The 12,993-nt window shown below is 37.2% G+C and carries 9 protein-coding genes; 3 read left to right on the top strand and 6 right to left on the bottom strand.

Annotated elements, in window-relative coordinates:
- The 3 genes from BMX50_RS06400 to BMX50_RS06390 form a co-directional block, all read right to left on the bottom strand.
- A complete protein-coding gene (locus BMX50_RS06400) occupies positions 1-1,701 on the bottom strand; it encodes a hypothetical protein (RefSeq protein WP_143065105.1) in 1,701 nt (566 codons plus the stop codon).
- Positions 1,702-1,847: 146 nt separating this feature from the next.
- Positions 1,848-2,822 (bottom strand): DUF4238 domain-containing protein, encoded by a 975-nt coding sequence (locus BMX50_RS06395; RefSeq protein WP_091209326.1) that lies wholly within the window; start codon positions 2,820-2,822, stop codon positions 1,848-1,850.
- A 674-nt stretch (positions 2,823-3,496) separates the two neighbouring features.
- Positions 3,497-4,633 (bottom strand): WYL domain-containing protein, encoded by a 1,137-nt coding sequence (locus tag BMX50_RS06390; protein ID WP_091209324.1) that lies wholly within the window; start codon positions 4,631-4,633, stop codon positions 3,497-3,499.
- Positions 4,634-5,096: 463 nt separating this feature from the next.
- Here BMX50_RS06390 and BMX50_RS06380 point away from each other — a divergent pair, with 463 nt between their 5' ends.
- From BMX50_RS06380 to BMX50_RS06370, 3 genes are all read left to right on the top strand, one after another.
- On the top strand, positions 5,097-6,695 hold the full coding sequence (locus BMX50_RS06380; RefSeq protein WP_091209320.1) for a reverse transcriptase domain-containing protein: 1,599 nt from the start codon (positions 5,097-5,099) through the stop codon (positions 6,693-6,695).
- An 87-nt stretch (positions 6,696-6,782) separates the two neighbouring features.
- A complete protein-coding gene (locus tag BMX50_RS06375) occupies positions 6,783-7,835 on the top strand; it encodes a hypothetical protein (protein WP_091209318.1) in 1,053 nt (350 codons plus the stop codon).
- 236 nt (positions 7,836-8,071) lie between these two features.
- The gene (locus tag BMX50_RS06370; RefSeq protein ID WP_091209316.1) at positions 8,072-9,295 is read left to right on the top strand and encodes a YozE family protein; all 1,224 of its coding nucleotides are present in this window, start codon (positions 8,072-8,074) and stop codon (positions 9,293-9,295) included.
- A 416-nt stretch (positions 9,296-9,711) separates the two neighbouring features.
- Here BMX50_RS06370 and BMX50_RS06365 read toward each other — a convergent pair whose 3' ends face one another.
- The 3 genes from BMX50_RS06365 to BMX50_RS06355 form a co-directional block, all read right to left on the bottom strand.
- Positions 9,712-10,260 (bottom strand): XRE family transcriptional regulator, encoded by a 549-nt coding sequence (locus tag BMX50_RS06365; protein WP_091209314.1) that lies wholly within the window; start codon positions 10,258-10,260, stop codon positions 9,712-9,714.
- Positions 10,244-10,717 (bottom strand): hypothetical protein, encoded by a 474-nt coding sequence (locus BMX50_RS06360; RefSeq protein WP_091209312.1) that lies wholly within the window; start codon positions 10,715-10,717, stop codon positions 10,244-10,246. The genes BMX50_RS06365 and BMX50_RS06360 overlap by 17 nt, the downstream gene beginning before the upstream one ends.
- A 429-nt stretch (positions 10,718-11,146) precedes the next feature.
- Entirely contained in the window at positions 11,147-12,418 is a 1,272-nt protein-coding gene (locus tag BMX50_RS06355; protein ID WP_091209310.1) for a site-specific integrase, read from the bottom strand.
- Between the last annotated feature and the right edge of the window lie 575 nt (positions 12,419-12,993).

Here is a 12,993-nt window from a genome sequence, read left to right as displayed (position 1 = left end):
TTATATTTCCTGGTCAGTTATAAACAAGGGTTTAAGGATATCCATTTTTTTCACTCTGTCTCTCTCTTTTTCTTCTTTATAAATGTCACTTAATTCTTTAATATACTCGGGTTTTATTGAAACCAGGTGTTTTCTATATTCATTGAGCCAATTGTAGGTTGCCATAATTTCTTCATATTGTTTTTTATAAAATGAAGCATCACTGCCAATGATAGATTTCAATTCATCAAATCTTGACCTCAATTCGGAAACTTTTATTGCAAAGAGCGAAATAGGATTAGGCAAATCGGAGGTTAGATTAGAGAGCGTATTAAATAAATCAACCGTCTTTTCATATAACTCAAACTTGATTCTGCTCCAAATCATGTCGTAGATACCGCTTTCAGCTAAATGCCCATTTTCAAAATCATCCCAACGGCCAAGCACTTCGGCAAGTTTAGAATTTTCGGGGTATTCCTTTGCCCTTTGCCGTAACTTGTCTAACAACTTAAAAAAACTGTTAAAATCTTCTATCGAAATTAGATATAGTTCAATGTTACTATTCAATAGATTATTTAGGGTGATTTGTTCATCCTTCAGACTATTGAAAACATCCAATATATAGTCGAGATCGTATAGCAAATCCAGCGCTAAAATTTTAAAGTCATTCCCAACGGAATTGCCAGTATGTAAGAACCTATTTCGTAAACGTGGCAGGATGTATTCAAAATAATCAAACGTGCTTTCGTGGTAGTCATAGAATGGCCGTACGGCCGACACTTTATTAGGAAGCGAATTGAACTTTTTGTCCGGTTTCAGTAACGCGGTCATATCAGAAAAAATTCCCTCTACCTGAGGTAAAGCAAGAGCTGTAAATCCGTACCAAAGTTCATTTTCAAAAAGCCTCTTCAATTCTTCGAAAATCGGTTTGCGGTCCCTAAGCAGATTATTCACTGCAACATAGTAACTCAAAATCCCGTGAAAAACATGCTCGGGTGATTTAGTTTCCGCAAGCTTCGAATAAAACTGATTTACTTCGCCATTCACATATAAATCTTCCAGCTCCTGCCTATTTATCAATAACACGTTATTACCCAAGCGGTGTCTGTAAGTATTAATTAGCTTATAGTCAAAGTAGGGGTTAGCAAATGGATGCCACCACCGATATGGACGATCCTGTAATTCAATGATCCATTGAGTTTGTACGCCACCTAATTCATGGTCATTAATGGATTTTTCAAAAGCGCGTTTTTCGATATTGAACGTCAGATATTTTACGATGATATCACGCTCTTTAATGCATCGGGCGTAAAAATCCAATCGAATTTTATCCTCGTGCTCACCTCGTTTTGTACCTTCGTTTAGGTAAGTTTTAATGGCCGATTCATTAGTTTCATAGCGTTGGATCAGGGTCAACAAATACCGCAAATCTTCACGAACCATCTGGTCAAGCTTATTCAGGTTGTTTTTAGGAAGATCATTAAAACCAAGAATATGCCTGAAATAGTGAAACACCGGATTATACCAGGCAGAATGGCCATCCCATAACTGTTCAATTATTTTACCATCATGATAAAATCCAAGCTTACTGAGTACTTGTTGGCAACAATTTTCGAGAGCAATGATATCGAACATATTGATTGCCTGGCCAATATCTAATTGTTTAATAGAAAATCTTACGATTGCCACATAGTCATCCGCAAATTTTAATTCATTAGGCAATGTTTGAAAACATTGCTTTCTGATCTGGTTAACTGCTGGGTAAGTATCATTTAGGCTTTCAAGGGTAATAAGGCTCATCCCGTAAATATCATAGAAATCTCAATCAATCATACCTCATTTTTAAAAATAGTATTGAAACATGATGACTATTTCTTAATTATTAATTTGTCGGCATATTCTGTCAGGATATTTTTATGGGGGCCAAATACTATTTTATTATAGTGGCGAAACAACATCCCATTTGAGGTTTCGAGCATATCCTGGGGTGCTGGCCCCTTGGCATATACCTTCATAGCAGGATTTTTCAGGAAATATGGGTCACCTTGACTGTCTGAAATCGTTAAACATAACGATGACGTTAACGGAAACACAAAAATAAAATCTTTCTGCAAAAAGAAATTATGAATTTCGCCATCTTCACCCATGGAACTACCCGGGTTATCGCTTGTAATGAAATTACCGGGAGACTCTAAAATAACCCAAGGGCAATGGATAAACTTCATCATAATGGTTTCTAATGCTATCCTATAACCATCTTCCTTGCGCATCATTGTGGACAAATGGGCTTTCTGCTTAAAGTCCTTGTCGTTAATCAGCATTTTCCTGATTTTCTCATTCAAATCCAGCATGTCTTTCAAGGATGCACCGTGAAACTTTTTGAAATATTCCTCATCCTCTGAAAGCTGTTTTTTAAGTTCATCCGCCGCCTCATTGACAACCTTCGACTGATTCGGCTCGATGTACTTATCTCGGAAATATTTGTTACGCAGTTTTATATCAAAGATAATTTGAATTAAAAAACCGGCATCACCGATGGCTAATGCTTGCCCGGCCTTTATCTGATCGATAAGTTTATGATAATGGTTTTCGTATCGGTGGAAGCTCTTTTCTACGACATACTTATCCCCATTGTCAGACACATTAAAGCCGGTCATATCTCCAACAGTATAAAAATCTTCCTCGTAGCAAATTTGAGAAGGGGCGTATTCTCTTGGGTATGGCTTCTTGCCGCGCTTCGCAAATAATTCCAGATTCAAGGTTTGTAGTTTGCCATTTTCATTCGTGAAGCCCTGTAAATAGCAACGAGGAAGGAAATGTTGATCCTTTATATTTTCTTCCATTTTAAACTAAAAAATGAGATTAAAGATGCAGGTTATTATGCTTAGTTTGCAATTAATTGTAGTAAAGTCTTTAATTGGGTATATACCAAAATTAGCTAAGCAAAATTATATTTCAAATACCTGGCGCGGGCATCTTAATTGGCGAAAACTTATGTAGCAATCGCATATTATCACTTAATATTTCAATTTCCAGCCTCCCGTTCATATTGTTCTACAACTTCGATAAACATTTTGGGCTGGCTAACACGGCCACCGAGAGTTTGTTCTAAATGATATTTTACGAACTGATCGAACGGAAAGGTGTCATTTATTGGATCACCCGTATTGATATATTTGATATAAGATTCAATGGCCTGAATCAGGTCAATTTCACTATCGCTAAAATTGTCTTGAAGCTTAATTTTGCCCCGGAATGACTCGTCAGTTTAACCCGGAAGTGGGTCGCTTTACGAGTGTTACATGGTCAGTTTGCCCCGGAATACCTGGTCAGGCCTCCCGGAACGCCATGGTCAAATACCGGCGGAACACATTTCCATGTTGCCGCGGAACGTCTGATCAATTTCAGCGGTATACCCAATATAACCTCCAAATTCCCATAAAAGGCCGCTCAAAACTCGGGCGGCCCCTGTGGGCATTATGTCAAGCTGTTAATGCAATTCTAAATCAGCAGCAAATTATTTAAAAGATAGTGCTAATTGTTCGAAATTTTGAATGCGATCTGTTCTGAAACTCCTTGTATCATGGCGTAATAGACAGAAACCTACAATATAGGTAACATCTAATGTCCCCTCTTTTACTTTAACAAGGTTGTAATTCTTCAATGTACGATAGGAAAGTTGCTCGTTGCGATTTTTATACCTGATTCTTATATAGGCAGATACAGCTTGGGCGCGGTCAATAGCGTCTATAATCTCTTTTTCTATGTATTGTGGTGTCGCCGCCTCAGGTGTACTCGCAATATCAAATTTTGGCGCTGTTTCTATGAACGGCGTTTTTATGACTTTAAAAACAGCAGATGGACGAAGTTCTATCTCCTCCACCTTGTTTGTAAGATAATCATATCCTCTTAGGAAGTAACTACCGCTTCTGTATGCCAGGTTACGTGGCTTTTTCAATGTTTTCTTTTTGCCATCTGTGATTTGCAAGTTGCCAGATTGCGCTATAGTTGCGGTAAGCTCTACTATTGTTTCAGGGTCGATTTCTTCTATAATCTCTAAAGTTTCAAGCGGTAATGTCGTTGTACAAAATTTATCATCATTTGGGTCAAAAAAAGTGACCCTGACATCTATTGAAGATACATCGCGTATTTGCGCAGCCTTTTTATCTACTAATTGGTGCTTAGTTTTGTGAGGCTCAAAATCAACCAATTGTATTACAGGTGGTAAAAAGGAAAGGAGCGAGTTTATTACAGTATTTCCGGCACCGGCACTTACAGAATTATCTTCATAACTCAACGACGACTTCTTTTTACCTAATTCGATAGCCATAGTCTTGAACGCCAGTTTATCCCCCTTTTTAAGCAATCCAATATTTATGGTTGCGGCGCAAGGGGCTATAAGCTTGAGGTCGGCTTCGTCAATTTCAGCAAATTCAAATTCATAGGATTTGGTAGAAAACCAAAAACATTTGTATTTATAGCTATCGGTTTTTTTACCGGAGAAACTGTATTTGGCTTTATAAATCTCTGTCACCACCATTGTTGGCGAAAGTGACAAATGATCACCGCTAATAATAATTTCAGTATTTTGTTGAATATAGGGGTGGCTTTTTATGGCTACTATATCCCCGATGCTAAAAAGCTTAGAAATCATAAGTAAACTTAAAAAATAATATCACAAGTTTCTTATATTTGTAAACCTCGCAGTATGAGGGTGATAGACGCTTAGTTGGGCTATAAGGTTTTTTCGGAAAAGTTATACTTTCTTGCTGGATCGAAAAAATCAACTGTTAGATGAAATAGGATAACAGGTACGGTATTGTCATGTAAGGCATCTATTGAGCCAGTTAGAGCCATCAGACGTTCAACCGCTCTACGGAGCAACTGAACAACTGAATGAGCGATAATATGTTCTATAGTGCTGATACAGCAAACTACGAATATACGAATAAATATGTTAGCAATCAATATCATAATTGGTGTTGTTAGGTGAAACATTGAACCGTGTAATACATTGGAAAAAACGGTGTGACTCAGTTATTGGGTACTGGCCTTAACGATAAGGAAGTTTATGTTTATCAACAAAATCCGCTACACCATACTGCGAGGCTTTTTATATGATTCCTCCCTATGAAAAAAGACCTGCTTGGCTAAAGAGCAGAGGTTATCTCCACATTACTCCGAAAATCGACGTTTTTAATAGGTACGAGGAGGTATATACGAAAGTAAATGACCCCAATTTTGTAGCCCGCCATGGGTTCTTTCCTCTCATTCATTCTGTTATAAAGGAACGGAAATATAAAAAACTGCCTAATGGTAACGGCCGAGGCCATTCGTATAAAAAGGGTAATGAGTACAAGAAAACGGCGAAGCTAAGACCGTTGCATTATGCTACACATATCGATGCAATAATTTATGGCTGTTATGCTGAAAAGTTGTTAAAGCTATATGAGGATGAATTAAAAGAATATCCCGGACTTAGTGACTGTGTAATCGCATACCGTAAAATCGAAGTACCGGATGAAGAAGAGGATAATGCAGATGTCGAAGAAAGTGAAGAACAAAAAGGGAAAAGCACCATCCATTTTGCTTTTGAAGCATTTGAGGAAATAAAAAAACGCGCACAAAAGGGCTGTGTTGTCCTAATGTTTGATATAAAAAGTTTTTTTAGCGAGTTAAATCACGAAAAATTAAAAAAGGCATGGTGCGATCTACTTAAAGTTGAGAGGCTGGATAAAGCTAACTTTAATGTTTTTAATGCCGCGACAAACTTCAGATATATCTTAAAAGACGAGTTAAGAATTGGTTCGAGATCAAGAGGTAAACGTAATGGTTTTGATGAAAAGAAGTTGGCTGAAATACGGAAATATCAAGGTATAGAAGCATTCTTTTCATCGATTGAAGATTTTGAAAATGCGATAAAGACTAAGAAGTTAAAAGTATATAAGCATCCTTTTGTAAAAGATAAAAAGCCTGTCGGCATCCCACAAGGCTTACCTATTAGTGCCGTTCTCGCAAACCTTTATTTACTGGCTTTTGATAAAGTTATTTTAGACAGCATTGTAAACAAAGCTGAGGGATATTATAGGCGATATTCCGATGATATAATGATTATATGTAAACCGGAAGATGCGGATTGGATAGAACAATTTGTTTTGACAGAAATTAAAAAGAGTGCTGTTGAGATAAGCGAAGAAAAAACCGAAAAATTCCTTTTTTCGCAACAGCAAATAAGCCCTAAAATAAATCGGATAACCGCACAATTACTACTCAACGGCGTTCCGATAATTAGTAAGCCGTTAACTTATCTTGGCTTTGAGTTTTACGGTTATAAAACTTTGATAAAATCTGCAAACCTATCGAAGTACTATCGCAGAATGATTTCATCAGTAAAGCGTAAGGCTAAACGGGCCAAAAGCGCTAATCTATCTTCCGATAAAATTCCAGCTATATTTCCAAGACAATTGAGGCGGATTTACGATAATGCTAACCTTAATAAGGAAAAAGTATATCGAAAACGAAAATCATTAGTTAAGAATGACCAGGGTTTTTATTCATTCAAATTCCGAGAAGTAAAGGTAAAACCAGGTAGCACCTATATTTCTTATGTTAGGCGTGCAAGTTTAACAATGGCCGAGGAATCAATAAAAGATCAAATTAATAAACATAGTAGTGTTTTTAGAAAAGCTATGGCGAGGCACCTTAAACGTCGTTAATTAGTAACATTTATATTATTTTACTTGCACAGAATGATATTATTACAATCATGTAAAGCATACCAGAATTAGGTAATTGAACAATTTATGCTCTACATAGACCAATACATAGCAGAGAAAAGCGTCGCGATTAGTCAAGCGATTGCTGGACGTAAAATCATCTATCTTGATTTAAAATACTGGATTTTGCTGAGGGATGGGCTGAACTTCAATCCAGACACGACAACTTATAAGTTAGCAGCCAAACTTGTTGAATTATACGAAAGCAAAAAGTGCATTTTTCCGGTAAGCGAAGTAGTATTTTGGGAAATGATGAAGCAGGATGACAAAACTTCCTTGCTAAAGACCTTCCAGTTGGTGGAAAGACTATCTGAGGGTATAGCTATACTTAGTGATATACAGCGGGTAAAAATTGAATTTGCATGTTGGTATTCCGCTAATTTACCTACGGAAGAAAAGCTTATACTTAATAACTTAGTATGGAGTAAACTGCCATTAGTTTCGGGCTATTTCTTCTATTCTCATAAAGTTGAAGAATTGCCTGATAGTCTAAAAAGATCATCCCTTGATTTCGTAAGTAATATGCCCTTGTCTGTACTTATCGAACAACCACAATTTTCACTTAGCCCTTTCACCGGCCGCGATGACGTTGAGCTGATGAACAGCAATAAAGAAAAATATAAGCATGAGAATAAAAACCGGACCGAAATGTTCTTTTCGGAACTGTGGGGTGTTTTAGATTGTTTTACCGATCAGTTTAATGAGGTTATACAGGAGCATTATCAGAAAAAGACCGGGTACCTACCTACCGCTGAGGAGATTGCCAACACTGACAAAACTTCGTGGCAAAAACTAATTTATCAGTGTTTTAAGCTTGGCAAAATAACAACGCAGTTTCCTACAGCTAAAATAACCGCGGCCTTAGCCGGTTCGATGCGCTGGAATAAAGATAGGAAATACACAGACGGGAACGATACGTTGGACATCATGCACGCAGCTATCGCGTTGCCGTATTGTGATTACTTTTTCACCGAACGCGAACTGCATACCATTATCGGACAGGAGAAATTGGATACCCTATTCCAATGCCAGGTAGAAAGTAAGCCGGAAGCCATATTGGCTATACTAAACACCTTATAGTTAAGGCACTGCCTTATTCGTCAATGAACCTTTTTAAATTTCTTACTTGCTTTTTTGATCCTTTCATTTTACCTTAGTGATAAGGAATCGAGCGCCGTAGTTGTGAGTGACTGAAACGCGAGGCTAATTCATATTTGACAAGCCTACAGCAAAATTTTGTTAAATCCGCTGGCATTAGGTTGTGTTTAAACACTCTCGACAATCATTTAAAGTCCAGCCTTTAACTTAAAATTGCTATGGAGCACATTACTAAATTATGCGCCGATTCTCTGCGCGCATTTTGTCTTAACAAATTCGGTATTCAATTAAAATCTTCGCACGCTCACGAGCTGGTAGCGGCTTATTTTGGCTATTCCTCACGTGCAGCTTTACTTGCGGACACAAAATGTTCAATTGGCAATTTAAAAGATGCCGAATTTATTGTTTTAACCCCGACAGCCCTAATTAGGGAACGTAGAAGCAAACTTAACGGACTTCCGCAAGACCTGCCTGAAGATTTAGCGGAAGGGGTTTATCTGCCTCTTTATGATGAAAAACTGATTTTGCATTCTATTTGGCCAACATTGGAAGAACTGGGAAAAGCCCTTGCCGACCAATATCTGAAATCAAAACCGACTTATTTTAGAGATCAGAAAATCCAAAAACATGGTGTAAAGTTAGAATTTGAAAATGACGAACTGGCAATAGTGGTTTTTCGTGAATACATTTCTCCAAACCTTTTATTGTCTTTTCAACAAGGTAAAAGAGGTGTTGTCGATGTATTCAACATGAAACGGGTAGCTGGCCATATTGGGTATGTCAAAACTAATCACCATTCTGTGGAAGCGGAAACCTTGGATGAGGCGGTAGTAAAAATGAGAGATGCCTATCATCAAATGATTAGTAATGCGCAATCTCTTGATGACGTTCAACCGATTGAACAGCGCGAAACTAATTTTACAGAATGGTTAACAAAGCAGAAAAACAGAGATACCCCGTTAGGGGACTTGGCAAGGGATATGATGGACGATAAGACATGGCCAAACCATTCAACGCTGGATGATTATCGTGATTATTTATATTCAAGAAGAGCAAGTTGGCAGGCAATAGAAACATTAGAGCGCGCATGGAAAACATACAAAGCATTCATAAAGCGGAAAAGCGTCATTATCCCGAAAGAACAAGCTGCAAAAAGATCGTCGCCAAATAAACCTGCTACCCGGGCTACCGTATCTGTTAAAAAAGCAATTCCATTACATTTCAACAAACGAACGATAGAAAAATTTAATCCCGGTGATCCAGCATGGATTTCCTGGGACGGGAAGAAAGCCATTCCAGTGAACGTTGTTGGAGTTGACGAAAGGCACTATACGGTAACAATTGAAAGTCCACGTAAAAAGGCAGGAAATCGACATAGCTTATTTTTGGATGAAGTAAGAAGTAGTCCTGAACTTGCTTGTGCAAATCTCGTAACACTTTAATTGAAAGAGCCCCTCGCCCGATGGTAAGGGGCTTTCAATTATAATAGGACTTTCTTAACGTTTTGCCAGTTCATTTAAAAAAAAGTGCCCTTACACTAGGCCTGAATCAAAGCATTGACTGATTGAATCAAATCAATGGATTCCTTCAACCATTAAAATATAAATTTTTTGCCATCAATAAAGGATAACTGAACATTATCCTGAGGAGCCCATTGCTGATTTGATAGAAACAAACATCAATGATTTTGTTAAATAATTATAATCGTTATACCCAAGGACAGGGTATGAGTTAAAGCATAATCTGGTAACAAAAGGCACTACTTCCTTAAACCCATCATTAACTGTATATCCAAGTGAACACAGAAAACTGTAGTAATTACTTTTGGCAACCTTTAACGTTTTTGTGTGAAAAAAACTTAATATGCAAATTCCAGTTTATTTTTAATATGCTTGCTTTCTTCCGTTCTGCTGCTGGAATCTGTCATGATTTCGTGTTCTTTATCTTTCTGTAAAAGCTTGTACCATGCCACCGCCGGAATCATGCCATTGGAATGTAATTCCAGCCTGAAAACAATTTTTTCGGGAGGTTTACGGTAATTGTTAAGATACTGGCTTAATACTGCCGGTTTAATATCGATCTCGGCGGCAAAGTCTTTATCTTTTTTATCTTGCCTGTTCACATATTCACTTAAGAAATAACTAAAATTCAGAACATCCTGATATTGATTACTGCTGATATAATCTTCCAATTGAAATTTTAACTGCAATAATTTATCATATATCTGCTGCTGATGTGTCCTGTTCGCGAATTTTTTTCGGCGTTCCTGAAAAAACTCTTTCTCTTCTTTTTTTTCTTTTTCAGTGGCGGGAGCTTTTGATGGAAATACAAAAGCTTCGGCAAGTTCTTTATTACTGAATTTAGAGAAATCAGTTAATTCATGCTTTTTATTATTCCTGGTCTTCATAATATTTCTTAATTAGAGATAAAGAATTAGCGCCGTCTGTTACTAAAAATAGTTTCGTGGATTCAAATCCATAAATACCCCGATAATGGTCCTTCAGATCAGTTTTAGGCTTAAGACAAACGTAACCGCCATATTGGGCTTTAAATGATTGCCTACAGGCAAAGGCGATCATACAGCCTGCAATTCTTTGGTATTGCTTTTTATCACCCACATTTTCCAAAGACGATGCCAACAACCTAATTTCTATTGCAATATCATCTGGCCGGTCTGCTAATGATATTAATCCTAAAGGCTCGTCAATGCCTGCCGCTGTTAACTTATAAACTTCATAGCTTTTTTCTTTGTTCCAATTAAAATCAAATCGTTTCGTTTTATTGATTTGAGCAATTTCTTTGGCATCCAGTTTACTAATAGTAGCTTGAAGTTTCTGACCTGTTTCGGCATGTATTACATACATAATTCAAATATATGAAAAAGTTTACAAATTATGTAAACTTTTATTGTTAATCTGTTTGTTTTCCATATCTATTTCTGGCATTAGATCTGCAAAATCCGTTCTATAAAATCCTGTAAAATTGAATTATTCTGCGCGGTCCCCACATGCAGGCTATCCACAAAACCTTAATTAAACGACAAAACGCACATTTTGAATTAAGGAATAGATTTTTCATAGCCCACACTGCCGAACTGCCGAGGAATTCTCGGTAGTTCGGCAGGAGATGATGTTTGGTTTTTGCTTTAAGGACTTTAATTGTAAATTATGTAAATTTGTTTCGTAATGCTTGATAAAGCCTCTTTTTAGCGATAAAAACGTAATCAAGTTTAAGAATTAAGGCCCCGGCAATCCTGGGGCTTTATTGTTTTCTATCGCAGCTTTCTTCATTCATTAAGCCACTAATTCATTTAGTTTTTGCAGATTAGGCATTTTGATCATGAGCTTCTTCTTTAAGTCACTCATGTCAGTACTGATTTTTTGGGCTACTATTTTGGCATAGATCTGTGTTGTCTTAATTGATTTATGTCCTAACATAGCGCTTACTGTTTCAATAGGAACACCATTAGCCAGCGTAACTGTTGTGGCAAAAGTATGCCTGGCGGTATGGGTAGTCAGATTTTTATTGATACCACAGATATCAGCGACTTCTTTTAGATAGGCATTGTATTTTTGATTACTGCTAATCGGCAATAACACATTGTTTTGTAGACAGTAGGGATGGTCTTTATACTTTTCGATTATTTCTTTGGCTATTGGCAATAAGGGAACACTTTCACGGCATATCGCTTTTGTTACTTTTTGACGATTCTTTACAATCCATTCTTCTCCGTCAAAAAAATTAACGATATGCTCACGGGTTAATTTACTGGCATCCTTATAGGCAAAGCCTGTAAAGCACATAAACAAATAAGCGTTTTTTACGTCTTCCAGTCGCTCTACGGCCATCTTCTTTTCATAAAGGGTGAACAGCTCCTTTTCGTCAAGGATATCCTTTTCAGGCTCTATATAAGAGCATTGGTAGGAACTTAAAGTATTCCTATTTAGCCATTCCCTTTCAACAGCTGTTTTTAGCACAGAACGGACTTTCTTCAAGTAACACATGGTGGTATTATTACCAATGTGCTCTTTAAGTGTAAGGTAATCTACAAAATCCTCCGCAAAGGACATTTTGACTTTACTGAGTGGTATGTCTTTAGCTTTATACTCGAATTGAAGGAATGAAACCACTTTATCTTTAGCGGTGTTCCATTTGGTAAGTGTGGCGGGGGAGCGTTTGTCCCCTGCTACCTTTAATTTAACTCTATCAATCACAAAATCGATAACTTCCATCAGCGTTTTTTCTCTTTCGCGTTTTCCCTGGTAAGCCTGCTTAACCATATTCGCGGAAACATACTCTTCATTGATACATAACTGATCATACAACTGCCTGACCTTTAACGTTGCGGCATCGATGGCGTTATTAATCAGTCTTGCTTCAATAGATGCTCCCCGCACATAGCCGGTTTCCTGATTCCAGTTTTTTTGATTTACTTTTTGCCCCAAAGACATTTCCGCGCGCTTGCCGTCAACGGTAAGCCGAATAAAAATAGGAGCCTTGCCATCGGTGGTTAATCTGGATTTCTCCAGCATAACTAATAATGATACCCTTTCATTGATTTTCATACTCAATTATTTTTAATGAATGATTTTAATCATTCTTCCCTCAAATTGCTGATTAATAGCACATTGTAAAGGGTCGAGGGTAACAAATTTCGGCACATTCGGTGTTACCCGAAATGGTACCCTACAAGACTGTAAATAATTGATTTTATCTGATATGCTTTTTTGCAGGAATCCGCTTAAAAAGGGCTTTAAACGCAGAAAAGCCTTACTTTTCAGTAAGGCTTTTAAGTTTTCTGCGGAATGGACGGGTCCGTTAAAATTTCCGCAATGGCTTTATTATCAATAATTTGATATTTCTGAAAATTAAAAGGTAACCGATTAGGTAACCGAATAATTTGATTCGTTTTGATTGAGTTTGAAAGAACTTACACAAATATACAAAACCAAATAAATAACCTCCTAATTCAATTAGATTTTCAATTGTTGATCATTAAGCTGGCAGCGATAATAAATAGTTATCTATTATTGATTGTTACTCATTAGGAATACTTTTTCATAGCGAAATATCATCTATTAACGAAGTGATTGTTCAAAGTTCGAGACTTCCCAACAATCGGTTTTGGTCAGACCAGAAC

The organism is Mucilaginibacter gossypiicola (genome assembly GCF_900110105.1).
Classification (GTDB): domain Bacteria; phylum Bacteroidota; class Bacteroidia; order Sphingobacteriales; family Sphingobacteriaceae; genus Mucilaginibacter; species Mucilaginibacter gossypiicola.
Note: the sequence above shows the minus strand (reverse complement) of the source record. Positions and strands in the feature narration are given on the sequence as shown.

Bases quoted from the DNA above. Each gene is read 5' to 3' on its own strand.
- BMX50_RS06395 (WP_091209326.1), bottom strand. From the start codon at position 2,822: ATGGAAGAAAATATAAAGGATCAACATTTCCTTCCTCGTTGCTATTTA.
- BMX50_RS06355 (WP_091209310.1), bottom strand. From the start codon at position 12,418: ATGAAAATCAATGAAAGGGTATCATTATTAGTTATGCTGGAGAAATCC.
- BMX50_RS06380 (WP_091209320.1), top strand. From the start codon at position 5,097: ATGATTCCTCCCTATGAAAAAAGACCTGCTTGGCTAAAGAGCAGAGGT.
- BMX50_RS06390 (WP_091209324.1), bottom strand. From the start codon at position 4,633: ATGATTTCTAAGCTTTTTAGCATCGGGGATATAGTAGCCATAAAAAGC.
- BMX50_RS06360 (WP_091209312.1), bottom strand. From the start codon at position 10,717: ATGTATGTAATACATGCCGAAACAGGTCAGAAACTTCAAGCTACTATT.
- BMX50_RS06365 (WP_091209314.1), bottom strand. From the start codon at position 10,260: ATGAAGACCAGGAATAATAAAAAGCATGAATTAACTGATTTCTCTAAA.
- BMX50_RS06370 (WP_091209316.1), top strand. From the start codon at position 8,072: ATGGAGCACATTACTAAATTATGCGCCGATTCTCTGCGCGCATTTTGT.
- BMX50_RS06375 (WP_091209318.1), top strand. From the start codon at position 6,783: ATGCTCTACATAGACCAATACATAGCAGAGAAAAGCGTCGCGATTAGT.